The sequence below is a fragment of the Pseudomonas sp. B23(2017) genome, assembly GCF_002113725.1.
GTDB classification, from domain to species: domain Bacteria; phylum Pseudomonadota; class Gammaproteobacteria; order Pseudomonadales; family Pseudomonadaceae; genus Aquipseudomonas; species Aquipseudomonas putida_Z.
In genome coordinates this window covers 1-25,661 of the sequence record NZ_NEJM01000015.1, presented here as the reverse complement: position 1 = coordinate 25,661, position 25,661 = coordinate 1, and the positions used below count along the sequence as shown (strand labels likewise).

At 65.7% G+C, this 25,661-nt stretch carries 19 protein-coding genes; 17 read left to right on the top strand and 2 right to left on the bottom strand.

All coding sequences use genetic code 11. The features are described from left to right. The first annotated feature begins 49 nt into the window (after positions 1 to 49). Positions 50 to 877, top strand: coding sequence for an IclR family transcriptional regulator (locus tag CAG46_RS21430; RefSeq protein WP_085618551.1), 828 nt, complete (start codon positions 50 to 52; stop codon positions 875 to 877). Positions 878 to 961: 84 nt separating this feature from the next. Here the strand turns inward: CAG46_RS21430 and CAG46_RS21425 are convergent, their stop codons facing one another. Further along, a complete protein-coding gene (locus CAG46_RS21425) occupies positions 962 to 2,815 on the bottom strand; it encodes an ABC transporter ATP-binding protein (RefSeq protein ID WP_085618553.1) in 1,854 nt (617 codons plus the stop codon). A 956-nt stretch (positions 2,816 to 3,771) separates the two neighbouring features. Between CAG46_RS21425 and CAG46_RS21410 the strand changes: the two genes are divergently transcribed. The 9 genes from CAG46_RS21410 to bcsC are packed head-to-tail and all read left to right on the top strand — an operon-like array spanning position 3,772 to position 17,481. Further along, positions 3,772 to 5,262 (top strand): BcsE family c-di-GMP-binding protein, encoded by a 1,491-nt coding sequence (locus tag CAG46_RS21410; protein ID WP_085618559.1) that lies wholly within the window; start codon positions 3,772 to 3,774, stop codon positions 5,260 to 5,262. Beyond that, entirely contained in the window at positions 5,259 to 5,444 is a 186-nt protein-coding gene (gene bcsF / locus CAG46_RS21405; protein ID WP_039613316.1) for a cellulose biosynthesis protein BcsF, read from the top strand. Before CAG46_RS21410 ends, bcsF begins: the two co-directional genes overlap by 4 nt. Then, positions 5,437 to 7,056 carry a cellulose biosynthesis protein BcsG gene (bcsG, locus tag CAG46_RS21400; protein WP_085618562.1) on the top strand — a complete coding sequence of 540 codons (1,620 nt, stop codon included), beginning with the start codon at positions 5,437 to 5,439 and terminating at the stop codon, positions 7,054 to 7,056. Before bcsF ends, bcsG begins: the two co-directional genes overlap by 8 nt. Continuing rightward, positions 7,053 to 7,271 carry a cellulose biosynthesis protein BcsR gene (bcsR, locus tag CAG46_RS21395; protein ID WP_025339608.1) on the top strand — a complete coding sequence of 73 codons (219 nt, stop codon included), beginning with the start codon at positions 7,053 to 7,055 and terminating at the stop codon, positions 7,269 to 7,271. Before bcsG ends, bcsR begins: the two co-directional genes overlap by 4 nt. Further along, entirely contained in the window at positions 7,268 to 7,975 is a 708-nt protein-coding gene (gene bcsQ, locus CAG46_RS21390; RefSeq protein WP_085618564.1) for a cellulose biosynthesis protein BcsQ, read from the top strand. The genes bcsR and bcsQ overlap by 4 nt, the downstream gene beginning before the upstream one ends. Then, entirely contained in the window at positions 7,972 to 10,581 is a 2,610-nt protein-coding gene (gene bcsA / locus CAG46_RS21385; protein ID WP_085618566.1) for a UDP-forming cellulose synthase catalytic subunit, read from the top strand. Before bcsQ ends, bcsA begins: the two co-directional genes overlap by 4 nt. Next, a complete protein-coding gene (bcsB, locus tag CAG46_RS21380) occupies positions 10,581 to 12,860 on the top strand; it encodes a cellulose biosynthesis cyclic di-GMP-binding regulatory protein BcsB (RefSeq protein ID WP_371917561.1) in 2,280 nt (759 codons plus the stop codon). Before bcsA ends, bcsB begins: the two co-directional genes overlap by 1 nt. Further along, positions 12,860 to 13,975: a cellulose synthase complex periplasmic endoglucanase BcsZ gene (gene bcsZ / locus CAG46_RS21375; protein WP_085618570.1), complete on the top strand. Its 1,116-nt coding sequence runs from the start codon at positions 12,860 to 12,862 to the stop codon at positions 13,973 to 13,975. The genes bcsB and bcsZ overlap by 1 nt, the downstream gene beginning before the upstream one ends. Next, positions 13,963 to 17,481 carry a cellulose synthase complex outer membrane protein BcsC gene (bcsC, locus tag CAG46_RS21370; RefSeq protein ID WP_085618572.1) on the top strand — a complete coding sequence of 1,173 codons (3,519 nt, stop codon included), beginning with the start codon at positions 13,963 to 13,965 and terminating at the stop codon, positions 17,479 to 17,481. Before bcsZ ends, bcsC begins: the two co-directional genes overlap by 13 nt. A 60-nt stretch (positions 17,482 to 17,541) precedes the next feature. Here bcsC and CAG46_RS21365 read toward each other — a convergent pair whose 3' ends face one another. Continuing rightward, on the bottom strand, positions 17,542 to 18,459 hold the full coding sequence (locus CAG46_RS21365; protein WP_025339602.1) for a LysR family transcriptional regulator: 918 nt from the start codon (positions 18,457 to 18,459) through the stop codon (positions 17,542 to 17,544). Positions 18,460 to 18,579: 120 nt separating this feature from the next. Here CAG46_RS21365 and CAG46_RS21360 point away from each other — a divergent pair, with 120 nt between their 5' ends. The 7 genes from CAG46_RS21360 to CAG46_RS21330 all read left to right on the top strand — a co-directional run. Beyond that, positions 18,580 to 19,338 carry a 5-oxoprolinase subunit PxpA gene (locus tag CAG46_RS21360; protein ID WP_085588015.1) on the top strand — a complete coding sequence of 253 codons (759 nt, stop codon included), beginning with the start codon at positions 18,580 to 18,582 and terminating at the stop codon, positions 19,336 to 19,338. A 90-nt stretch (positions 19,339 to 19,428) separates the two neighbouring features. Further along, a complete protein-coding gene (locus CAG46_RS21355; protein ID WP_084785213.1) occupies positions 19,429 to 20,316 on the top strand; it encodes an allophanate hydrolase subunit 1 in 888 nt (295 codons plus the stop codon). After that, the gene (locus CAG46_RS21350; protein WP_085618574.1) at positions 20,313 to 21,284 is read left to right on the top strand and encodes a biotin-dependent carboxyltransferase family protein; all 972 of its coding nucleotides are present in this window, start codon (positions 20,313 to 20,315) and stop codon (positions 21,282 to 21,284) included. The genes CAG46_RS21355 and CAG46_RS21350 overlap by 4 nt, the downstream gene beginning before the upstream one ends. A 232-nt stretch (positions 21,285 to 21,516) precedes the next feature. Continuing rightward, on the top strand, positions 21,517 to 22,389 hold the full coding sequence (gene icmH, locus CAG46_RS21345; protein WP_085618576.1) for a type IVB secretion system protein IcmH/DotU: 873 nt from the start codon (positions 21,517 to 21,519) through the stop codon (positions 22,387 to 22,389). 13 nt (positions 22,390 to 22,402) lie between these two features. Next, positions 22,403 to 24,481, top strand: coding sequence for a type VI secretion system Vgr family protein (locus CAG46_RS21340; RefSeq protein WP_085618578.1), 2,079 nt, complete (start codon positions 22,403 to 22,405; stop codon positions 24,479 to 24,481). Next, positions 24,481 to 25,404 carry a hypothetical protein gene (locus CAG46_RS21335; RefSeq protein WP_085618580.1) on the top strand — a complete coding sequence of 308 codons (924 nt, stop codon included), beginning with the start codon at positions 24,481 to 24,483 and terminating at the stop codon, positions 25,402 to 25,404. Before CAG46_RS21340 ends, CAG46_RS21335 begins: the two co-directional genes overlap by 1 nt. Beyond that, the coding region (locus CAG46_RS21330; RefSeq protein WP_143493567.1) for a toxin VasX at positions 25,401 to 25,661 on the top strand (261 nt) is incomplete at its 3' end. The genes CAG46_RS21335 and CAG46_RS21330, both read left to right, overlap by 4 nt.

Genomic DNA, 25,661 nt, shown 5'->3' with positions numbered 1-25,661 from the left:
TATTTTGAAATTATTCCATTGAATGGAATTTTTAAGGGTTTGACGAAAAATGGATTCCGATAAACGAAATGAGCAGGCCAAGGAAGTAGGTGTCAGTGCGGTGTCGCGTTTGTTCGCCGTGTTGCGTGCGCTGGGAGAATGCGGCGGCGAGGGTGAGAAGGTCAGCCAGCTGGCGCAGCGGGTTGGCCTGGCGCAACCCACAACCCACCGCCTGCTGCGCAGCCTGATTGAAGAAGGCATGGTCGATCAGTGCGCGACCAGCAAGCGCTACCGGCTGAGCCTGGATTTTTTTGCCTTGGCGGCCAAGGCCGGGCAAGCCGGCAACCTGCGCGATGTGGTGCGCCCCAGCCTGCTGCGGTTGTCGGCCTCGCTGGGCGATTCGCTGTTCCTGCTGGCGCGCTCGGGGTTCGATGCGGTGTGCCTGGACCGCAGCGAAGGGCCATACCCGATCCGTACCTTCACCGGCGATATTGGCGGCCGTGTGGCCTTGGGGGTGGGGCAGGGCAGCCTGGCAATCCTGGCCTTCCTGCCGGAGGAGGAGCGCGACGAGGTGATCCGCTACAACCTGCCGCGGCTGAAGGATTTCCACCATTACGACGAAGTCATGCTGCGCGCCGAAATCGACAATGTGCGCAGCCTCGGCTATGCCGGGCGCAATACCGGAGTGCTCGATGGCATGGCCGGCCTGGCGGTGCCGATCCTCGATCGTAACGGCCATGCGGTGGCGGCCCTGAGCGTGGCGACCATCAGCGACCGCCTGGGGCCCAACCGCATGCCAACCGTGGTGGCGCTGCTCAAGCGCGAGGCGGCGGCGATTGGCGAGCGGGTCAACCCGTTCGACCCGGTGCTGCGCCGGCCTTCGCATGTGTTTGGTTGAGCTGCAGGCCCGGAGAACTCAGTACGCAAGCGGTCCGCGTACCGTGTGGGAGCGGGCGACGCGGTACCTGATCCCACCTCCTGCCTACTCCATCGCCTCGGCCACGCCCTGGTCCTCACCCAGGAACCCGCCGCTCTGGTGCTGCCACAACCGTGCATAAGTACCATTCTTCGCCAGCAGTTGCGCATGGGTGCCTTGCTCGATGATGCGCCCTTCATCCATCACGATCAGCCGGTCCATGGCGGCAATCGTCGACAACCGGTGGGCGATGGCGATGACGGTCTTGCCTTTCATCATTTCATCCAGGCTTTCCTGAATGGCCACTTCCACTTCCGAGTCCAGCGCACTGGTGGCTTCGTCCAGCAGCAGGATCGGCGCGTTCTTCAGCATCACCCGGGCAATGGCGATGCGCTGGCGCTGGCCACCAGACAGCTTGATGCCGCGCTCTCCCACCAAGGTGTCGTAACCGGTGTTGCCCTGGCGGTCGCTGAGCTGGCTGATGAAACCATCGGCCTGGGCATTGGCCGCAGCGGCGCGGATCTGCGCTTCGGTCGCATCGGGGCGGCCATAGGCGATGTTGTCGCGAATCGAGCGGTGCAGCAGCGAGGTGTCCTGGGTGACCATGCCGATGGCGCTGCGCAGGCTGTCCTGGGTGACCTTGGCCACGTTCTGCCCGTCGATGCGGATTTCTCCACGGTCCACGTCGTAGAAGCGCAGCAGCAGGTTGATCAAGGTGGACTTGCCAGCGCCGGAGCGGCCGACCAAACCGACTTTTTCGCCCGGGCGGATGTGCAGGCTCAGGTCGTCGAGTACCTGACGCTCGCCGTTGTAGTTGAAGCCGACCTTGTCGAAACTCACCGCGCCCCCCTTGGTTACCAGCTCTGCAGCGCCCGGCTCATCCGTTACCTTGGGGCCGCGGGTGAGGGTGGCCATGCCGTCCTGCACGGTGCCGATGTTTTCGAACAGCGAGGTTATCTCCCACATGATCCAGTGCGACATGCCGTTGATACGCAAGGCCATGGCGGTGATCGCCGCCACCGCGCCGGTGCCGACCTGGCCCTGGTGCCACAGCCACAGCGCATAGCCACCGGCAGCCATGATCAGGCCCACCACCAGTGCCTGGTTGACGATTTCGAACTGGCTGACCAGACGCATCTGGCGAAAACCGGTCTGCTTGAAGTCCTCCATGGCTGCGCGCGCGAAGTGCGCTTCGCGGTTGGCGTGCGAGAACAGTTTCACCGTGGTGATGTTGGTGTAGGCGTCAGAAACCCGCCCGGTCATCGATGATCGGGCGTTGGCCTGCTCCTGGCCGACCTTGCCCAGGCGTGGCACGAAATACAGCATGGCCAGGCCGAACAGCACGACCCAGGCAATGAAGGGCAGCATCAGTTTCAGGGCAAAGCCACCGGCCAGGGCAATGATCGCGATGAAGTACACACCGATCCCGGGCAGGATCTCGATGAGGGTGAACAACACATCGCGTACCGCCAGCGCCGTCTGCATCACCTTGGTGGTGACCCGGCCGGAAAACTCGTCAGAAAAGAACGACAGGCTCTGGCGCAGCATCAGCCGGTGAAAGTCCCAACGCAGGCGCAGCGGCAGATTGATCGCCAGTACCTGGTGCTGAAGCATGGTGCGCAGCGCCACCAACTCGATGCTGACCAGCAGGACGATGCCGATACCCCACAGCACCCGGGTTTCTTCGGGGCCGACGGCACCGCCGGCCTGCCAGGCCGAAAGCAGGTCCACGACCTGACCGAGGAAGGCGAACAGCCAGGCTTCGTAGATCGATACCCCGGCACTGAGCAGTGCAAGCGCCAGGATGTAGCCGCGCGCGCCCCGGGTGCAGGCCCACATGAAGCGCAACAGGCCAACTGGTGGCGGTGGTATCTCGTCAGGGGGGAAGGGGTCGAGCCATCGTTCAAAAATACGCAGCATGCTTGTCTCCGAAAATCAGCTTGTGCCTGGCGCTAACCATACAGATCACTCAGGCGTGCGAGGGTTCGTGCAGTGTCGTTCTGGCACTCGCTGACCGGCTTGCCGCTGTCCAGCGCTTCCAGCACGGTCCACCGCGTCGCCTGCTTCGCGGGTGAACCCGCTCCCACAGGTACTGCGCTGGCTTCGGGCTCGCGCTGTACCTGTGGGAGCGGCTTTAGCCGCGAACACCGGCGCAGCCGGTGCCATCCACCGCATCGTCTGCTTCGCGGGTGTACCCGCTCCCACCGGTACGGCGCGGGCTTCGGGCTCACGCTGTACCAGTGGGAGCGGCCGTGGCCGCGAACACCGGCGTAGCCGGTGCCATCCACCGCGTCGCCTGCTTCGCGGGCATGCCCGCTCCCACAGGTACTGCGCGGGCTTCGGGCTCACGCTGTACCTGTGGGAGCGGCCGTGGCCGCGAACACCGGCAGAGCCGGTGCCATCCACCGCGTCGCCTGCTTCGCGGGCATGCCCACTCCCACAGGTCCGGCGCGGGCTTCGGGCTCACGCTGTACCTGTGGGAGCGGCCGTGGCCGCGAACACCGGCAGAGCCGGTGCCATCCACCGCGTCGCCTGCTTCGCGGACATGCCCACTCCCACAGGTCCGGCGCAGGCTTCGGGCTCATGTTGTACCTGAGGCAACCTTGTGCTGCGCCGCGCCGCGCGGGCGGCGCTCGATCTCACAGGCGCCAAACATCCCAGACCTATACCTGCTGCTAACAATTTTTTGCAATTCATTACATTTCCGCTTGATTTCATTTTGCCTCCCTGCTGTAGAATTGACGGGTTCGGTTGCTCGTCAGTCATTTTGTTGTTTTTTTGACGCTATTCATCGAGCCTCAGCGGCGCATGTGCCCGCAGCCACCTCTCATAGCCGTTTCAATCTACTTTTCAGAGCCAGTGTTTTGACGAATGGAATGCCGTGGTTGGCTATTTCCGGCTTAGGCGCCGAAAGCAGCCAGCTTCATGTACAAGGACTGTATTGGTTGGCCTGTGACAACGCAGAAGACGCCACCGTGCTATGCCGCCAGGTGGTCGGGGGGCTGCCCGAGCACGTTCGCGCAGCCCTGGTCGCCGATGCGCAAGCCATCGGTGATGTGCTGGGTGCGCTCGATGCCGCGCAGGGCCCCGCCGAACTGGCGCTGTACGAAGCCGACCTGCAAGCCGCCCGGCACCTGGTCGATGACCTGCCGCGTATCGACGCCGCCGGGCGGGTGCTGGTGCTGTTGGCGCCCGCCGACGTCTGGGGTGCCGGCAACGTCGAAAGCTGGTGCAACGCGCTGCGCCCGGTCCTGTTGGCCGAGGCCACGCTATTGCTGGTCATCAGCAGCGGCCAGAGTGCCGGGCTGGTAGAGCGCCTGCGTGCGTTCAATCAGGGCGTCGATGGCCTGGCCCAGGTGTACCGCGGCAAAGGCGGGGTGCGCTACCTGCAGCATTTCTGGAGCAACCCGCTCGGCAAGACCGGTACGCGCGATGTGGAACTGGCGCGGCTTGAAGCGGGCTTCGCCGCCGCCGGCGCGCCGCAGGCCCCCAGCGACACCGGTGGCGACGAGCTGTTGTATCTGGCCCAGCGCCCGGTACTGGAAGGTGCACCAGCCTTCTCCGAGCATTGGCAGGTCTGCGAGAGCCTCGAGGAACTGGGTGCCAAAGCTGGCAGGGCGGTTTCCGCCACGGTCATCTTTGCCATGGACGGCGGGCAGCGCCTGGATAGCCTGGCGCGCCAGTTGCACCGCTTGCGCCAGTTGCGTGGCAGTGCCCTGAAGCTGGTGGTACGCGAGATGGCACCGACCCTGCGCTACCAGGACGAACAACTGCTGCTGGCCTGCGGGGCCAGCCAGATCGTGCCGTTCGGTGCCAGCCTGTCGCGCTTCCTGACCATGGTCGAGAGCATCCAGGGTTACCTCTGGCGCCGGCGCCTGCCAAGCGATTTCGATGCCTTGCTCGCACGCCTGCGGCCGCTGGCCATCTGCGGGCTGGTGGCGCCGCGCGCGTTCGCCGAAGCGGTGCAGACCATGTGGCACGGGGTGCGCAACGGCGAAATCGCCCACCAGTTGCTGGTGTTGCGCCCGGCCCCAGGGCTGACCCCGCTGCAAGCCTGTTCGCGCACGGTGTTCCGCCGCGACGGCGATATCGCCTGCGTGGTGGGCGATGTGCTGTTCCTGTTCCTGTTCGCCTGTCGCTCCGAAGGCGTCGAGCAAGCCCTTGACCACATCTTCCAGTTGTCGTGGAAAGAGTTGTTCATCAGCCAGGAGGTGCTTGCCGGTGTCGACAGCCTGGCCACCCCGGCTTTCCTCGACGACAGCGTGCCACAGCCACCCCGGCTCGACGCGGCGGCGCAGCTGCCCGCTCAGGCCAGGCCGGCCCTGGCACCGCGCCGGGTGGCCCTGGGCAAGCGGGGTACGGCATGAACTTCGTGCAACTGCTGCAAGTGGTCGGCATCACGGCGCTGGTCACCTTGGCGCTGGCCCTGCTGCTGTTGCGCCTGCGCGCCACGCTGCGCGGCTGGTTGCGCCGCCGCCTTCCACCCCGTTACCTGAAACCGCTGGGCGTGCGCCACCGCGCTGCACGCCAGGAACCCCGTAATGACTAATACATCCGCCACCCTCCCGGTACCGGCCCGCTGGCCTGGACTGGGAGGGTGGAACCTTTACTTCCTGGCCAAGTTCCTGCTGGTAGCCCTTGGCATGCTCGACTTCCAGGCGCTGCCGAACCTGTTGTTCGCTGCGTTTCTGCTGCTGCCGTTGCCGGGCAAGTGGCTGCGAATCGCGCGGCAGCTGGTGGCCGTACCGGTCGGCATCGCGTTGTTCTACCAGGACACCTGGTTGCCGCCCTTCAGCCGCCTGCTGGCGCAGCCGGGGGTGTTCGATTTCTCGTGGGACTACCTGCTCGAACTGCTCGGTCGCTTCATCAACTGGAACCTGCTGGGCGCGCTGGCGCTGTTGCTGGTGGGTTACCTGTACCTGCGCCATTGGCTGCGGCTGAGTACCTTGAGCCTGCTGGGGCTGGCGTGGCTGGCGGTCGGCGGCCTGCCAGCGCTGGGGTTCAATGCGGGCCAGGCGCCTGGCGCCGCGGCTGTCAGCCCCACCGAGCAGGCGCAGGCCACCGCAGTTGCCGACAATGCCACGCTCGACAGCTGGCTCGATCGGTTCTTCGCCAGTGAGCGTGAACGGGTAACAGCATTCCCGGCCATGAAGGCCGATGAGCAGCCGTTCGACCTGCTGGTGATCAACATCTGCTCGCTGGCCTGGGATGACCTGTCTGCCGTTGGACTGCGTGACAACCCGCTGTTCTCGCGCCTGGACGTGATCTTTGACCAGTTCAACTCGGCCACGTCCTACAGCGGGCCGGCCGCCATCCGCGTGCTGCGTGCCAGCTGCGGGCAGTCGTCCCACGCCGGGCTGTATCAGCCCGCCCCGGAGCAGTGCCTGTTGTTCCAGAACCTGGCCAGGCTTGGCTTCCAGAGCAACACCTTGCTCAACCACAGCGGCCGCTTCGACAACTTCATCGGCGATATCACCCAGCAGCACATGCCGCAACCCGGCCTGCGCAACACCGACTTCCCGCGGGCACTGGTCGGCTTCGACGGCTCGCCGATCGCCAGCGACCTGGAGGTGCTGCGCCGCTGGTGGGGGCAGCGCAAAGGCGCGCCGGCCGAGCATGTGTCGCTGTTCTACAACAGCATCAGCCTGCATGACGGCAACCGTATCGTCACCGCCGACGGCGGTACCCGCGTGGCCGATTACGCCACCCGCGCCACCCGGCTGTTCGGCGAGCTTGGCAGCTTCCTCGATGAACTGGAGCGCAGCGGCCGCCGCGTGGTCGTGGCCATTGTCCCGGAACATGGCGCCGCGCTGCATGGCGACCGCATGCAGCTGTCGGGCATGCGTGAAATCCCCACCCCATCGATTACCCATGTGCCGGTCGGCCTGAAGTTCATCGGCATGGGCCAGCCTGCCCGCAGCGAGCCGCTGCATGTCTCGGCACCCACCAGCTACCTGGCGCTGTCCGAGCTGATCTCGCGCGTGTATGCGGGCCTGGGCCAGCAGCAGGTGCTGGATGTGCCCAGCCTGCTGAGCGACCTGCCGACCACCGAACAGGTCGCGGAAACCGCAGGTGCGCAAGTACTGAACTACCAGGGGCGCGCCTACATGCGCCTGCAAGGCCAGCCCGACTGGCAGCCTGTCCCGAAGGAGCGCCCATGATCACTGGCAAGGCAGACCCTGCCGACCGCAGCGACGATATCGCCCAGTTGCGCCAGCACCTGGACATGCCGGACCTGAACTACCAGGACATCTCATTGCTGGTGGGTGTCCAGCAGGCCTTGCAGCGCTGGCCACTGCTGGGTGAAAGCTGCCGGAGCAGCGCCCAGGGCACCTTGTACACGGCGGCACCGCGCCGCCAGGTGCTGTCGCCATGACCAGCCTGGCGTTGCACGGCGTTCGCGGTGGCCTGGGGCGCAGTGCCTTGCTGGCCGCGCTGGGGCATGCGTTGCAGGGCGTAGGTGAGCGGGTGCTGCTGGTCGACCTGTGCCCAAGCAACCTGCTCGGCCTGCACTTCAATCTGCCCCTCGACACGCGCGAGGGCTGGGCGCTTGCCGAGCGGGAAGGGCGGCCATACAGCGATGCCATGTACGAGGTGCTCGATGGCCTGTGCCTGATGCCGTTCGGCAATCTGCCTGCCGGCACGCGGCCGCCGTTGCCCGACGCTGAAGCATGGCGCGCGCGCCAGGCCGAGCTGGCCGAACACTTCGACTGGTTGCTGTTCGACCTGCCGCAACTGCCGGCCGATGCCGCTGGCCAAAGCGTCGAGACTGACGTGCGGGTGTTGGTGGCCGAGGCCGAAATGGCCAGCCACCTGCTGCTCGGGCGCCGGCAGGTCGAGCACTACGACCTGTTGCTGGTCAACCGCTACGACCCCGCCAGCCGCTTGCAGAGCGACCTGCTGATGGTGTGGCGCGACCTGTTCCGTGATCGCCTGCCGATCCAGGTGGTGCACCGCGACGAGGCCTTCCTAGAGGCCCTGGCGTGCAAGGCACCGCTTGGCCACTACGCGCCGCAGAGCCTGGCTTGCCGGGACGTGCAGAGCCTGGCGGTGCGCTGCCTGACGAGGCGCCAGTCGTGACCCTGACCCCTCTGTCGGCCTACGCCTGGTTCCGCACACGTGGCGCGCGGCAGCCGGTCGCCTGGCTGTTTACCCTTGGCGTGTGGCTGGCCTTCCTGTTCCTGCGCCTGGAGTCGCCTGCCTGGCAAGCCCTGTTGGCCGAGCGGCAGCGGCTGTACCCGCAACTGGCGGGCAAGCGCCCAAGCCTGGGCGACCCGCTGCGCCTGCTGATCCAGAGCCTGTGGCTGCTGGTCCGGCGTCAACCGCTGCCTCGCGAACCGGGGTTTGCCCGGCGTGCCTGGGGGGCAGTGCGTGCGCAGCTGCGCGGTATGCGCCAGGTGCTGCGCCGTTACCATGGCCTGCTGATCGACCGCCTGCAGCAGCTGCCTGCGCGCTACCGCGCCAGCGCTTTCAAGCAGCAAGCCTCGGCACGCCTGCGCGGCTTGAGCGTGTTCGCCCGGTGGGTTTTCTACAGCGTGCTGACCCTGGGCGCCATCGGCCTGGCCGTGCTGTGCGTGACCGAACCGTTCGGCTACCTGGCGCAGCTGGTGTTCATCTGCCTGCTGCTGGGCATTGCCCTGCTGGTGCGGCACATGCCGGGCCGCTTCCCGACCCTGATGCTGATCGTGCTGTCGACGCTCATCTCCTGCCGCTACCTGTGGTGGCGCTACACCTCGACCCTGAACTGGAACGACACCACGGGCCTGGTGTGCGGGGTGATCCTGCTGGCGGCAGAAACCTATTCGTGGTTCGTGCTGATCCTGGGCTACATCCAGACCTGCTGGCCGTTGCAGCGCAAGCCGGCGAACCTGCCGGCAAATCCGGCGCACTGGCCGACCGTCGACCTGATGATCCCCACCTACAACGAAGACTTGTCGGTGGTGCGCACCACGGTGCTGGCCGCCCTGGGCCTGGACTGGCCGCGCGAGTGCCTGCGCATCTATATCCTCGACGACGGCCGGCGCGAGGCGTTCCGTGCGTTCGCCGACGAAGTGGGGGTGGGCTACATCGTGCGGCCGGACAACAAGCACGCCAAGGCCGGCAACCTCAACCATGCGCTGGGCGTGACCGACAGCGAGCTGATCGCCATTTTCGACTGCGACCACGTGCCGGTGCGCTCCTTCCTGCAAATGACAGTGGGCTGGTTCCTCAAGGACCCGAAGCTGGCATTGGTGCAGACGCCGCACCATTTCTTCTCGCCCGACCCGTTCGAGCGCAACCTGGGCTCGTTCCGCCGTCGCCCCAATGAAGGCGAGCTGTTCTACGGCCTGATCCAGGATGGCAATGACATGTGGAACGCGGCGTTCTTCTGCGGCTCGTGTGCCGTGCTGCGCCGTACCGCGCTGGAGAGCATCGGCGGTTTCGCCGTCGAAACCGTGACCGAAGATGCCCATACCGCCTTGCGCATGCACCGCCAGGGTTGGTCATCGGCCTACCTGAGCATTCCGCAGGCGGCCGGCCTGGCCACCGAGAGCCTGTCGGCGCACATCGGCCAGCGCATTCGCTGGGCCAGGGGCATGGTGCAGATCTTCCGTACCGACAACCCGCTGTTCGGCCGTGGGCTGAGCCTGTTCCAGCGGGTGTGCTATGCCAACGCCATGCTGCACTTCCTGGCCGGCCTGCCACGGCTGGTGTTCCTGACCGCGCCGCTGGCGTTCCTGTTGCTGCATGCCTACATCATCTACGCCCCTGCGCTGATGATCCTGCTGTACGTGCTGCCGCACATGATCCACGCCAGCCTGACCAACTCGCGCATGCAGGGCAAGTACCGGCAGACCTTCTGGGGCGAGGTCTATGAGACCGTGCTGGCCTGGTACATCGCCCGCCCGACCACGGTCGCGCTGTTCGCGCCGAAGAAGGGCAAGTTCAACGTCACCGCCAAGGGCGGCCTGATGGAGCAGGAGCAGTTCGACTGGCGCATCGCCCAACCCTACCTGTGGCTGGCGGCGCTCAACGTGGCCGGCCTGGGCTTCGCCGTGTGGCGCCTGTTCACCGGCCCGGCGGCGGAAATCGGCACGGTGATCGTCAGCTCGCTGTGGGTGATCTACAACCTGCTGATCATCGGCGCCGCCGTCGCCGTGGCTGCCGAAGTGCGCCAGGTGCGCCGCGCCCACCGGGTGCAGATGCGCTTGCCGGCGGGGCTGGTGCTGGCCAGCGGTCACGCCTACCCCTGTACCCTGGTCGACTACTCCGACGGCGGTGTCGGCCTGCAATTGCACCGGGGCCTCGAGTTGCAAGCGGGGGAGCGGGTGCGCCTGCTGCTCAACCGCGGCCAGCGCGAGTTCGCCTTCCAGGCCTGTGTCACCCGCACCATCGGGCAACACGTGGGCCTGGTGTTCCATGACCTCGGCCAGCAACAGCGTATCGACCTGGTCCACTGCACCTTTGCCCGTGCCGATGCCTGGCTTGGCTGGAACGAGCAGCACGAGGTCGATCGCCCGCTGCGCAGCCTGGTCGACGTGCTGAAGCTGGGCGGTGTCGGTTACCTGCGGCTGGTCGAACACTTGCCGCCATGGGTGCGGGCGTGGCTGCGCCCACTGCACGCGCTGGCGAACTGGCTGGCCAGCTACAGGCCCCGCACACCGCAGCCTGTCCCTTCCTTGAACCCTGTTGATCGAGACGCATGATGACTGGTTATCCCGCGCGTACCTGGGGCCTGGCGATGGCGCTGCTTGCTGCCTTGTCGCAAAGCGCCGTTGCCGCCTCCGTAGCCCCGCTTGCCGAGCCAGCCGTAACCACGGTACCGAACTGGCCGGTTGCGAAAACCTTCGAGCAGCTCGGGCATGCCTCCGACAGCCTGTTGCTGGGGGTGCGCAACAGCGAGCATATCGAATTCGGCCTGCGGCGCGACCGCCTGGCCACCGACGCCAGCCTGCAGCTGGACTACACGCCATCGCCCGCACTGTTGCCGAACCTGTCGCACCTCCGCGTGTACCTCAACGACGAACTGATGGGCGTGGTGCCGGTGGAAAAGGACCAGCTTGGCCAGCGCGTGCGCCGTCAGTTGCCGCTGGACCCGAAGCTGCTCAGCGATTTCAACCGGGTACGCCTGGAGTTCGTCGGGCATTACACCGACATCTGCGAAGACCCTGCGCACAGCGGCCTGTGGCTGAACCTGAACCGCAAGAGCCAGGTGCAGCTGCACGAACAGGCCCTGGCCCTGGACAACGACCTGGCGTACTTCCCGCTGCCGTTCTTTGATGTGCGCGACACCGGCAAGGTAACGCTGCCGGTGGTGTTCAGCGGCGTGCCGAGCCTGGGCGAGCAGCGTGCGGCGGCGATCCTGGCGTCCTACTTCGGCAGCCAGGCCGGTTGGCGCAAGGCGACTTTCCCGGTGCTGTACGACAGCCTGCCGGCCCGTGGCGACAAACCCACGCCGAGTATCGTGTTTGCCAGCAACGACCGTCGCCCGGCCTTCCTTGCCGACCTGCAGCAATTCCCGCCGGTCGACGGCCCGGTACTGCAGATGATCGACCACCCGGACGACCGTTTCAGCAAGGTGCTGCTGGTGCTGGGCCGCAACGACGATGACCTGGTCAAGGCCGCCTCGGCGCTGGCGGTTGGCAACAACCTGTTCCGCGGTGCCCGGGTGAAGGTCGAGCAGATGACGGCACTGCAGCCGCGCCAGCCTTACGATGCGCCGAACTGGACACGCACCGACCGCCCGGTACGCTTCGCCGAGCTGCTCGATTACCCCGAGCAGCTGCAGGTCAGCGGCCTGCAACCGCGACCGGTGACGCTGGAGCTGAACCTGCCGCCGGACTTGTTCGTCTGGCGCAACCAGGGCATTCCGCTGCGTACGCTGTACCGCTACACGGCCCCGGCAGTGAGCGACGAATCGCGCCTGAGCATCAGCGTCAACGACCAGTACATCACCAGCATGCCGCTGGTGGGCAATGACCGGCGCGGCGGTACGCTCGAGGAAATGCGCCTGGCAGTGTTGTCCGGCGACAACAGCGCATTGACCGAGAAGTCGCTGGTACCGGCGTTGAAGATCGGCGACCGCAACCGCCTGCGCTTCGATTTCAGCTTTGCCAGCACCCTGGGCAGCGCCCAGCGCGACCGCTGCCAGACCTCGTTGCCGGTGGATGTGCGCGCGGCGATCGACGACAACTCGACCATCGACCTGTCCGGTTACCACCACTACATCGCCATGCCCGACCTGCGCGCATTCGCCCGCAGCGGCTTCCCGTTCAGCCGCATGGCCGACCTTTCCGAAACGCTGGTCGTCATGCCGGCCAAGCCCACGGCGATGCAGGTGGGCACCTTGCTCGATGCGGTCGGCGGGTTGGCCGGGCAGATCGGCTACCCGGCGCTTGGCCTGCGGCTGGTCGATGACTGGAAGCAGGCCGCAGCGGCCGATGCCGACTTGCTGCTGCTCGGCAGCCTGCCTGAGGCGCTGGGGGATGCGCCCAACCTTGGCCTGCTGCTCAGTGCCCAGCGGGACTGGCTGCTGCAGGGCCGTAACACAGGGCTGCCGGGCAGCCAGCGCTTCGATACCGCGCCGGTGGCCGCGAGCAGCCGAGTGGCAGTCAGCGCGCAGGCGCCGATTGCGGCCATCACCGGGCTGAAGTCGCCCTTCCATGAGCAGCGCAGTGTCGTCGCCCTGCTGGCCAACAGCGATAGCGACCAAGCGTTGCTGCGCGATGTGCTCGGCGATGTGGGCAAGCTCGATGCGGTGGCCGGTTCGGTGACGCTGGTGCGCAGCAGCGGCGTCACCAGCCAGTTCGTCGGCGAGCACTACTTCGTTGGCGCGCTGCCGTGGTGGCTGCTGCTGTGGTTCCACCTGTCCGAACACCCGGTGCTGCTGGCGGCGATCGCGGCCATTTGCGTGGTGCTGTTTGCCTTCCTGTTGTGGCGGGCACTGCGCTGGGCAGGCAAGCGCCGCCTGGGTGAGGCGGGGTGATGATGCGTCAGTTGCTGGTGGGGCTGGTCGCCTTGGGCCTGCCCGTCGTCACGAGTGCCGCACCGGCTTGCAAATGGCCGGCCTGGGACCGCTTCAAGGCCGAACTGGTGAGTGTCGACGGGCGGGTCATCGACCCGAGCGACGAGCGCCTGATCACCACCTCGGAAGGGCAGAGCTACGCGCTGTTCTTCGCCCTGGTGGGCAATGACCGGCAAGCCTTCGCGCAGTTGCTGCGCTGGACCGGCAACAACCTGGCGGAGGGCGACCTGGCCCGGCATCTGCCCGCCTGGCTGTGGGGCCGTAACGGCCAGGCGCAGTGGCAGGTGCTGGATGCCAACAACGCCAGCGATGCCGACCTGTGGATTGCCTACAGCCTGCTGGAAGCCGGGCGGCTGTGGGACGAGCCGGCCTACACGCAGTTGGGGCAGCGCCTGCTGTGGCGTATCGCCGCGCAGACCGTGCGCAAGCTGCCGCGCCTGGGGGTGATGCTGCTGCCGGGGGACTACGGCTTCGAGGATGCCCGCGGCGCCCGCTTGAACCCCAGCTATTTGCCGCTGCAGTTGTTCGATCGCTTCAGCCTGGTCGACCCGTTGTGGGGCGAGCTGGCGGCCAACACGCGGCGTTTGTGGCTGGCTTCGTCGCCAAAGGGCTTTGCCCCGGACTGGCTGCTGTGGACGCCAGCCGGTGAACTGGCAGCGGACCCGCAACATGGCAGTGAAGGTGACTACGACGCCATCCGCGTCTACCTGTGGGTCGGCATGCTGGCCAAGGACGCGGCGCAGCGTGCCGAACTGGTGGCCCACTATGCCCCGATGGCGGCATTGACCACGCGCCAGGGGTTGCCGCCAGAGCATGTGGATGCGCACAGCGGTGTTGCCAGTGGCCATGGCCCGGCGGGTTTCTCTGCGGCGTTGCTGCCGTTGCTGGCAGCATCGCCGGAGCACGTCGCGGGCCTGGCGGCCCAGCGTCAGCGCCTGCGCGAGCAGCCAGTCGAAGCCAAGGCCTATTACAGCCAGGTGCTGGCGCTGTTTGGCCAGGGCTGGGACCAAGGCCGTTACCGTTTTGACCCGCACGGCCGCCTGTTGCCGGCCTGGAGCGCGCCATGCAGCGAATGATCGGCGTGCTGATGCTGGCGGCAGTGACCTGCCAGGCCACGGCACAACCCAAGGATGCCGGCGAACAGCGCCAATGGCTGCTGGACCAGGTGCGTCGCGGCGAGGCGCTGCATCGTGACGACCTGGTGCGCGATGCACTGGGGCGGCTGCAATTGCTCGAGCCGCGCAACCCGGATGTGTTGCTGGCGGCCCTGAGCCTGGCATTGCGCGAAAAGAACAGCACCGAGGCCGAGCAGTTGAGTGCGCGGATCAGTGCCATCGCGCCTGGCAGCTTGCAGGCACGGCAGGCCAGGCGGCTGCTCGAGCTGCAGCAGCCGGAGCGCGTGCGGCAATTGCAGCAGGCCCGCCTGCTGGCGGTCACCGGGCGCAATGAAGAGGCGCTGGCGGCCTATGAACAGTTGTTCGCTGGTGAACCGCCAAGCCTGGAATTGGCCCTGGACTACTGGCGCGTGCGCGGCAACCTCCCAGGCCAGCGCCCAGAAGCGATCAGGCAGCTGCAGCAACTGGACCAGCAGTACCCGGGCAGTGCCGGGCTGCGCCAGACCTTGGCCGGTTGGCTGTTCGCCGAAAATCGCGACCGCGAAGCCTTGGCCTTGCTCGACCAGCTGTCGCGCGACTCTGGCGCACGGGATGCCGCTGCCCAGCGTGAGTTCGACTACCTGTCCGGGCAAGCGGTGAGCGCCGCCAGCGCGGCGGCCTGGCAAGCGTTTCTCCAGCGTTACCCGGCCTCACCGTTGCAGGCGCAGGCCAGCGAGACCCTGCAACAGCAGCGCAAACTGCTGGCCGACCCGTCCTGGCAGGCTGGCCGACGGGGCTTGGCATTGCTCGACAAGGGCCGCAACGCTGAAGCCGAAGCACAACTGCGCCGGGCGCTGCGCCAGTATCCGGATGATGCCAGCCTGCAGGGTGCACTGGGCTATGCACTGATGCGCCAGAGCCGCTACGAAGACGCCAATGCGGCGTTCCGGGCGGCGAGCGCCAAGGAGCAGGACACCTACTGGATCAGCCAGTGGAAAGACCTGGAGTCGTCCAGCCAGTATTGGGCCCTGCTCAGCAAAGGCGAGCGGGCACTGCGGGCGAAAGACCTGCGCGCTGCCCGTGCCTTCTACCAGCAGGCACGCCAGCAGCGCCCGAAGGAGGAATACGCCTTGCTGGGCCTGGCGGATGTCTCGCTGGCCGAGGGCGATACAGCCGCAGCCGAGCGGCAATTCCTGCAGGTTCGGCGCATGGCAGCGGATAACGAAAGTGCCGTGCGCGGCCTGGTGCGTGTGTACCAGGCGCAATCGCCCGACAAGGCGCGGGCGTACCTCGACAGCCTGTCGCCTCGGCAGCAAGCGCAGTTCGCCAGCCTGCGCCGCAGCCTGGAGCTCGCACGCCTGCGCCAGCAAGGTGAGCAGGCCATGCAGCGTGAGGACTGGGCGGCGGCCAGCCAGGCGCTGGGCCAGGCCACGGCCTTGGCCCCCGATGAGCCCTGGCTGGTCTACCAGCTGGCCAGCAGCCTGCGCCACCTGGGGCGCACCGCCGAAGCCGACGCGGCATTCGCCAGCATCGTGCAGCGCCAGCCGGGCGACCCATCTACCCGCTATGCCCATGGCCTGTTCCTGGAGTCCAGCGACCGCGATGCGCTGGCCCTGGACAGCCTGGGCGCGGTGCCGCAGGGGGCCTGGAGCGCGGACATGCATGCACTGGAGCAGCGTATCCGCCGCCGCATGACCCTGGCCTCGGCGCAGCAGCTGCAGGCGCAAGGCCGCACGGCTGAAGCGACCCGCCTGCTCGAGGCCAGCCTGGCGCGTGGCGAAGGCAGCACCGACGACCTGATGCTGCTGGCTGACTGGGCGGCGGCCAATGGTGAGCCTGGCAAGGCGCGCGGTTATTACCAGCGCGTGCTTGCCGTGCAGCCTGGGCAACCCCAGGCACGCCTTGGCGTGATCGAAAGCGCGGTGGCCGAAGGCAACCTGGCACAGGCCCGGCACATGCTGGCTGTGCAGGTACCGCAACTGGCTGCCGATGACAGCAACGCCCAGCGGCGCCTGGCGGCTGTCTGGGTCGCCTTGGGCGAACACGACCAGGCGGCCGCAATGCTCGACCAGATCGCAGCGCAGCAGCCTCGCCCCGACCCCTTGTTGCGGCGCGACGCTGCCCGCCTGGTGGCGCAGGATGACCCGCAACGGGCGCTGGACCTTTACGCTGCAGCGATGGCCGATGCGCAGTTGCTCGAGCGTGCTGCCGTGTCGCCACGGGATGACCGTGCACTGACGCTGGCCAGCCGTGAGCAGGATGACGACGACTGGCTGGCACGCAGCCTGCGCAGCGACGTCGATGCGCTGTATCGCCAGCGCAATACCCATGTGACGTTGATGCACGACTACGGTTGGCGCGAGGACGACGGTACGCCGGGCACGTCCGAACTGAGTACCCAGTCGACCTTGCTGCATGTCGATACCCCTTGGCAGGACGGCACCGCCTTTGCGCGGCTGGAGCGCATCGGCATGGATGCGGGGTCGTTCGAGCAGAACGACCAGGGGCGCTATACCCCGGATTTCGGCAGTTGCCAGTTTGTTGGCAGCACCGCTGACGGGAGGTCGCTCCCCGCGTGTGAGGGCGGTTCGCAAACGGCGGACGGCAGCGTGCTGGCGCTGGGCTGGCAGGGCAGCCGCTGGGCCTTCGACCTGGGCACTACCCAGGGCTACGCGATCAACAACTGGTTGGGTGGCGCCACGGTCAACGGTGACCTTGGCCAGCTTGGCTGGTCGCTGACCGCTTCGCGGCGGCCGATGAGCAACTCGCTGTTATCGTTTGCCGGGGCACGTGACCCGCGGACCGGCTTGCGCTGGGGTGGGGTCACGGCCAATGGCGCCACGCTCGGCCTGAGCTGGGACCAGGGCGGTGACAATGGCGTCTGGGCCAGCCTCGGGCACCACTGGCTGTATGGCGAAAACGTCGCCGACAACCAGCGCACCCGGGCCATGGCCGGCTGGTACCACCGCGTGGTGGAAAAAGCCGATGAGCGTGTGCGCGTGGGCCTTACGCTGATGCACTGGCGTCACGACAAGGACCTGGGCGGCTACAGCCTGGGGCAGGGCGGCTACTACAGCCCGCAGCGCTACACATCGGTTGGCGTACCGGTCAGTTATGCCTGGCGTAACTACGACTGGTCGGTGCTGCTGGAAGGCTCTGTCAGTTGGTCCCAGGCCCACAGCGGTCGCAGCCGCCTGTACCCGGACGCGCACGTCAACCGCAAGGTGCTGGCACAGTATGACGTTGGCTCCAACATCGACGCCATGAACGACGCCAGCGACAGCAGCGGGCTGGGCTACCGCCTGCGCGGGCTGTTCGAGCGGCGCCTGAGCGACCATTGGGTGTTGGGCGGCGGCTTCGACTGGCAGCACAGCGATGACTATGCGCCTAGCCATGGCATGCTTTACCTGCGCTACCTGTTCGAGCCGTGGCGGGGCAACCTGGCGCTGCCGGTGACACCGCTGGAGCCCTATAGCGAGTGGCGTTGACTCCGAATGCAGACGCTGTGTGCGGATTTACCCGTGAAGAGTCGGGCCTGCAGGGAACGGTCAGCGCCGTGCCGACAACTGCTGCGGCGCCAGGAATGCATCATGGAAGTAATTGCGCACAGCCTGCATCGCCGGGCTGAACGCCCGTTCCCGGTGCCAGGCCAACCCGACGCTCATCGGTGTCACCGGGTCGCTGATGGTCACCGTCTCGATTCGCTTGCCCTCCAGCGACCAGGGCCGGTGCACCAGGTCCGACAGGATCGCCACACCGCTGCCATTGGCGACCATGCTGCGCACGGCCTCCACCGAACTGGTCCGCACCCGCACTTGCGGCCGCTGCCCGGCCTGTTCCCAATAGCGCATGGCGCTTTGCTCGGCCTCATCCACGGTCAGCAGGATGAACGGCTCGCAGGCCACATCGGCCAGGCTTACCGCCGAGCGCTCGCACAGCGGATGATGGCCGGGCAGCCACAGGCGGCGTTCGGAGTTGAACAGGGTTTCCGAGACGATGTCCGGGTGGGTGAGGTTGGCGGTGAGCACCACTGCCATGTCGAAACGCCCCTCCAGCAATCCTTGTTCGATGGCGCTGCGCTCCTGCTCGTACAGCTCCAGGGTCACGTCCGGGTGCCAGTGCTCCAGCCGCTGCAGGTGATGCGGCAGGAAGTAGCCGATCACCGTATAACTTGCCGCCAGGCGCAGCAGGCCGCTGGCGCGCACGTCCGGCAGCGGGCTGTTCAGCGCATCGTCCACGCTGCGCAGGATCACGTAGGCGCGGTTCAGGAAGTGCCGGCCGGCCTCGGTCAGGCTCATGCCCTGGGCCGAGCGCTGGAACAGCAGCACGCCAAGCATCGCCTCCAGCTCCTTGATCGCCGTGGTGACTGCAGACTGGGAAATGTTCAGGTGGATTGCCGCCTGGGAAATCTGGCCGATCTCGGCGGTGGCGACGAAATAGCGGACCTGGCGCAGGGTCAGTGACACGGTAGGCTCCCGGGGTATCTGATTTTCAGAAGACACCCTATCTGTTTATAGATCTTCCCAAGGGGGTGCGGAGAATCTAACGTGGCTTGCATGCAGTCACAAGCGCCAGGAGAGACAGTCATGCAGGTGGTGGATTTCAACTCGGACATGGGTGAGGGCTTTGGCCCGTGGACCATTGGCGACGGCGTCGACAACGAGCTGATGGGCTACATCAGCACGGCCAACATCGCCACCGGCTTCCATGCCGGTGACCCCGGCACCATGCGCCGTACCGTCGAGCGGGCCAAGGCCCTGGGCGTCGCAGTGGGGGCGCACCCTGGGTTCCGTGACCTGGTCGGCTTCGGCCGCAGACACATCAATGCCCCGGCCCAGGAACTGGTCGACGACATGCTCTACCAGCTCGGCGCCCTGCGTGAAATTGCCCGCGCCCAGGGCGTGCGCCTGCAGCACATCAAGCCGCACGGTGCGCTGTACATGCATCTGGCACGTGACGAAGAAGCTGCGCGGCTGCTGGTGGAAAACCTGCGGGTGATCGAGCCGGAGCTGCTGCTGTACTGCATGCCCGGTTCGGTGATCTGCCGCATTGCCCAGGAACTTGGCCAGCCGGTCATTCGCGAGTTCTACGCCGACCGCGAGTACGACCTGAGCGGCTCGATCGTGTTCACCCGCAACGTGCGGGGCCATGAGCCCGGGGCGGTCGCCGAACGGGTGTTGCGGGCTTGTCAGCAAGGCGTGGTGCGCACGGTCGAGGGGCAGGACCTGGCCATCGAATTCGATTCCATCTGCTTGCACAGTGACACCCCGGGTGCGCTCGACCTGGTCGAGGCCACGCGCCAGGCGCTGGACGCTGCCGGTATCGTGGTGCGCGCGCCACGCTGAATCCGTGGGGCATCTGGCGGGTATACGCCGGAGCCCGTGCAATTTGCTTTCGCCTGCCTTTCTATAAAGATTCCAAGAAAAGGAACAGTCATGGCCGAACCGCTTGCTACAACCCCGATCCGCTACAGCTTTGGCGCCGACGAGCACCTGTTTGCCGAAGTCAGCGAGAGCATGTCGCTGGAGGCTTTTTTCAAGGGCATGGCCGTCACCCGTGCGGTGGAGCGGCTGGCCCTGGATGGCGTGCTGGATGTATGCCTGGCCAACGCCTCGTTCCAGATCCGCTTCGACCCGGACCGTATCGCGCCGCAGGCACTGCTGGAGGCGGTGCGCGGCGCCGAAGCGCAGGCGGTGGCCGAGCGCTCGTTGCAGACGCGGATCATCGAGATTCCAGTGCTGTACAACGACCCTTGGACCCATGAAACGCTGATGCGTTTTCGTGACCGCCACCAGGACCCGGGCAGCACCGACCTGGAGTATGCCGCGCGGATCAACGGCCTGGCCGATGTCGAGGCGTTCATTGCCGCGCACAGCGGCGCGCCGTGGTTCGTGTCGATGGTCGGGTTCGTTGCCGGCCTGCCGTTCATGTTCCAGATGGTCGAGCGCGAGCGGCAACTGCAGGTGCCCAAGTACCTGCGCCCGCGTACGGACACCCCCAAACTCACCCTTGGCCATGGCGGCTGCTTCGGCTGCATCTATTCGGTGCGCGGGGCAGGCGGCTACCAGATGTTCGGCGTCACCCCGGCGCCGATCTATGACCCGCAGCAGACACTGAACTACCTGAAGGAGCACATGGTGTTCTTCCGCCCGGGAGACATCGTGCAGTTCAAACCCATCGACCGCCGCACCTACGACCAGGCGGTGGCGGATGTCGAAGAAGGCCGCTTCGACCTGCGCATTCGCCCGGTGGAGTTCTCCCTGGACGCGTTCCTCGCCGACCCGGTCGGCTATCCACGGACCCTGCAGGAGGTGCTGGCATGATCAAGGTACTCAAACCCGGGCTGGCTACCTCGGTGCAGGACCTGGGCCGCGAAGGCTACTACCACCTGGGCATCCCGCCGTCCGGCGCCCTCGATCAGTACGCCCTGAGGGCGGCCAACCACCTGGTGGGCAACCCGGCCGGCGCCGCGGGCCTCGAGTGTGCGCTGGTGGGGCCGGAGCTGGAGTTCCAGCAGGATGCCCTGGTGGCGGTTTGTGGTGCGCAGATGCCGGCCTTGCTCGATGGCCGCGAGCAACGCCCGGACACGGCGTTTGCCGTACGTGCCGGGCAGGTGTTGCGTTTCGGCTTCCCTACCGCAGGCGCCCGGGCCTACCTGGCGGTGGCCGGCGGTATCGCTGTACCCGAGGTGCTCGGCAGCCGCTCCACCTATGCGTTGGGTGCATTGGGTGGTTTCCATGGGCGCAAGCTGATGGCGGGTGACCTGTTGCCGGTCGGCGTACCCAGTGGCAAGACCCGCGCCGGTGCGAGCCTGCCAATGGCCTTGCGCCAGGCCTTGGGTGGCGAGGTGGTGCTTCGGGTGGTGCCGGGGCTGTATTTTCATCGCCTGACCAAGGCTGCGGCGCAAAGCTTTTTCACCGAAGCCTGGACGGTAGGCTCCGAGGCAGACCGTATCGGCTACCGCTACAAGGGCGGCAGTGCCTTGAGCTTCCAGCCACGGGAGCAGCCGTTCGGGGCCGGCTCGGATCCATCGAACATCGTTGACAGCTGCTACCCGATCGGTTCGATCCAGGTACCTGCAGGGCTGGAGCCGATCATCCTGCACCGTGATGCGGTGTCGGGTGGCGGCTACGCCATGATCGGCACGGTGATCAGCGCCGACCTGGACCTGATCGGGCAGATGCAGCCCAACCAGCAGGCGCGGTTCCTGGAAGTCAGCCTGGAGGACGCACTGGAGGCTCGGCGCTCGTACAAGAAGAAGCTGGGTTGCCTGGCCAGGTTGTTTGGCTGATTGATCGGTTGCGGCGCTGCGCCGCCCACACAAGGGCTGGCGCAGTCGTTGCAGGAGCGGCCTTGTGTCGCAAAGGGGCCGCAGAGCGGCCCCGGAATTCCGGCATTGCAGCGTCCAGACAAGCCAAAAGGCGAAAATTCCTACAGCGTTTTGGGAAGCCCTACGCTCCTCGAAGAATTGATTCCCCGATAGTGTTCATGTCTTCAGCCTACTGGAAGACAAGGACCTCTTCATGCCCGGCCCATCTGCTGTTCGTCCTGGAAAATCCCAGGCCGCCAACGCTGCTCATGACGTAACCGAAAGCAGCCTGCATGCCATGCTCGATGTCCCGGGGGGCACCGATTCACCCTATCCACCCGGCCAGGGCAGGCGCGCAGATCATCAGGGTTATCCGGCCGACCCGGACTTCCGGCTACGCGGTGGCTTCGCCAACCTGATGCTCGACGCGGCCAACCCGCTGTTCGGCCTGGTCATACGCCTGCGTACGCTGGATGACCTGCCCAACATCGAACAGGTGCACAAGGCCCTGCAGACCCAGGTCAGCGCCATCCGCGAGGAAATACAGCAGCACGGTTATTCCGCCGTGCACCTCGAAGTCTATTCCTATGCCTTGTGCCTTTACCTGGACGAGGCCGTGATGAGCCGCCCCTGGGGGAACAATTCGTGCTGGAGCCACGAACCGCTGCTCAGCATCTTTCATGACGAAACCCAGGGTGGCGAGAAGATCTTCGTGTTGCTGGAGCGGTTGATGCAGTCGCCCAAGGAGTTCCAGGATGTGCTGGAGTTCCTGTACTTCTGCTTTTGCCTGGGCCTGAAGGGCAAGTACGCCCTGGACCCGAAGTGCGATGAAATCATCAACGCCCTGATTTCGCGGATGCACAAGGTCATTCGTGAACTGCGCGGCCCCACGCCGGAATTCGTGGGCGACCCCTATACCAACGTGGTCCATCGCCCCCACCGCAGGCTGCGCCGGGAATGGCCCTGGTGGAGCCCGTTGGTGATCTCTGCCATCGCCATGGTCTGCGCCTACTGCTACTACAGCTACCGCCTGAGCTTGATCACCGCCGAGGTGCTGGAATCGCTCAACGGCATCTTGCAGCAGTAGCAGGGGGATCCGCATGCCTAGCCAATCCGACTTGCGTTTCACCTTCCAGCCGCTGGCTGGCCAGATTGACTTCGAAGTGGTTTCGTTCGAACTCGACGAAATGATCAGCTCACCGTTCCAGCTGAAACTGGAACTGATCAGTTTTGAAGACGAGGTCGACTTCGGCCAGTTGCTCGACAAACCAGTGCTGTTCACGATCTGGCGCGGTGAGCGCCCCTTGCGCTATGTGCACGGCCTGGTCAGCAGTTTCAGCCAGGGTGAGACGGGGTTCTATCGCACCCGTTACCGCGCATTGGTCGAGCCCGTGCTGGCCCGTGCCGGCTTGCGTTCGAACTGGCGCATGTTCCAGCAGAAGACCGTGCCGCAGATTCTCGAATTGATGCTCAAGCGCCAGGGCATTGCCCGTTTCGAAATCAAGAGCATGGGCGAGCATCAGGTGCGCGAGTTCTGCGTACAGGCCGGTGAAACGGACCTCGACTTCATCGCCCGCCTGGCGGGTGAAGAGGGTTTCGTCTATCGCTTCGAACACACGCCGAAACACCACCAGCTGGTCATCACCGACCGACTGCTGGCGTTGGGGCAGATCAGCCGAAGCGCGCTCAAGGCCGACGACGAGGATGATGACTTCTTTGACGAAGACGACATCGGTCCCGACCAGGTGCTGTACCGCGCCAACAGCGGTGGCGACCAGGCCAGGCCTTGCCTGCGCCGCCTGCGTTACAGCGAACAGGTGCGCACCGCCCGCCAGGTGCAGCGGGACTACACCTTCACCAACCCGCAGTACCGGCAGGAACACCGCGCTGGTGACAGTAGCATCACCCATCAGTCCCGGGACTATGAGCGCTTCGACTACCCCGGTCGCTACAAGCGTGATGCGGTCGGAGTGCCCTTCACCGCCACGCGACTTACGGCCCTGCGCCATGACGCCCGTATTGCCGAAGTCGAGGGTGACGATGTACGACTGCAACCGGGGCTGAGCTTCACCCTCATCGAACATCCGCGCAAAGACCTCAACGCCCATTGGCGTGTGATGCGTGTACATCACGAGGGCAGCCAGTTCACCAGCCTGCAAGAAGAAGCTGCCGGGGCCGAACAAGGGACACGCTACTCGCAGGAAGCCGTCCTTGTGCCCGGCCGGATCGAATGGCGTCCGGCGCCACTGCCCAAGCCACGCATCGACGGCCCGCACATGGCCACGGTCGTCGGGCCAGCCGGGGAAGAGATCTATTGCGACGAGTGGGGCCGGGTCAAGGTGAGCTTCCCCTGGGACCGGGAGAGCGAGAACAACGAGTTCAGCTCCTGCTGGGTGCGCGTGTCGCAAGGCTGGGCCGGTGGTAGCTGGGGTTCGATGGCCATCCCGCGCATCGGCCAGGACGTGATCATCCAGTACGTCAACGCCGACCCCGACCAGCCGATGATCACCGGGCGTACCTATTGCGGCGACCAGCTGCCGCCGTACGACCTGCCCGAACACAAGACGCGCATGACCATCAAGAGCCAGACCCACAAGGGCGATGGCTTCAACGAGCTGCGCTTCGAGGACGAACTCGGCAAGGAAGAAGTGTTCATCCATGCCCAGCGGGACCAGAACAATGTAGTCGGCAATGACGAGACCACGCGTGTGGGGCGTAATCGTGTCGAGCAGGTCGGTAATGATGAGCACTTGAATATCGGCCATGACTTCCGCCAGGAAACCGGGGGCGACCATACCCAGCTCATTGGGCAAAACTGCCGTGTAGATATCAAGCATGACCTGTTCGAGAAAGTAGGCAACGACCGTAGCGAATCAACAGGGGCCAATCACCAGGCCTTTGTCGGAAAGGACGCCGAGCTTGTCGTCAAAGGTGCGCAAAAGGTCACCGTCGGGCAGGGCATGGAGCAACATACGACGATCTATCAGCTGCGCGCCAGTGAACGCATCGAGTTCAGAACCGCGGGCGGCAGCATTGTGCTGGATGGGCAGGGCATCACCATCAACGGGCTGAAACTCGACCTGCTGGGGCAAACCAGCGCGGCTGCGTCAGGGGCTGGAAACAGCCAGCCACTCTCGCTTACGCCTGACGCCAGCAAAAAGTGCGAGGCGAAGGTCTGATGCGCACCGATAACCTGGCCAGGCTCATCGAAAGCCATCATGGGGCGCACTTGTACTGCCATGTGCTGATAGATCCGCTTGCGACTGCTCACGATGGCGACCACGCCGTGCTTGCCCCGCTGCGCAATGCCCTGGGTGAGCAGGCATTGACCCGTGTGCACCGGGCCGACCTGGCCCATGCCCCCCAACTGCATCCCGTACTGGTCTGCCTGGCTTCGCCCGGCACGGTTCCCAGTCGCCGTCTGCTGGAACTGACCGCCCGGGCAGCGCAGAGGGCGTTGTTTCAGCAACGGCGTTACCTGTGTGGCTGGCTGTTCAGTGAGGCGCCTTCGGCCGCTGTCGCGTCCCATCTAACGGCCTTGTGTCGGCTGCCCGATTCCAATCGGGAATTTGGCTGCTACCCGGTCTACGAACCCGTCCGTCTGGAGTTGCTTGCGGCGACGTTCGAGCGGCTTGAACAAGGCCCATGGTGGCCGATCAGTGACTGGTTGTTCCTGAGTAGCGGTGGGAGGTTGGCAAGCCTGAAAGGGCAGAGCGGGCAGCGACACCCTTTACCGACCCCTGCGCGGCGAATTCAGGATGACGTGGGGCTGATCGAACGTGTGCTGGCTACCTGGAGAGTGTTGCGAGCGGGTTCGCAGCACATCAATCAGTGTCAGATTCCACCGTTTGCTGCGGTGCGTGCTTCGAACCATGTCGATGATGCACGCAGGTTGGGCCTGAGCGAGATGGAGGACATCGTGGCCTTCGCTCTCCATCACCTGTGCATTCACCCCAGGCTGCACACCGTACCTGCGGTGGGCGAAATGATCGACACAGCGGCCAGAGGTCAGGCGCCTCTTGCCGCATTGCTCGCCCGCTACTCCGAGGCGCAATGGCGCCAACTGATCGAATGCCTGCCGAAATCCGAGAGCCCCTTATGACCATCAGCCAACGTATTGCCCTCGCGATCGCCGAAGCCGGGCTCCCGCATGACCAGTGCATGTTCTGCGAGCGCCAGGGCCTGCCAATCCTGCCGCTGCGCCGCGCCCTGGTGCCCGATACCCGCCCCGAGTGTGTCTCCAGCGTAGCGGATAACCGACATATCTCGACAAAGATCGGCTTGCGCACCTTGCGCAGGGGCTTCCTGTATGTGCTGCTCGATCAGCAGGTCTGGCATGCCTATGCCGTCAGCGAGCAG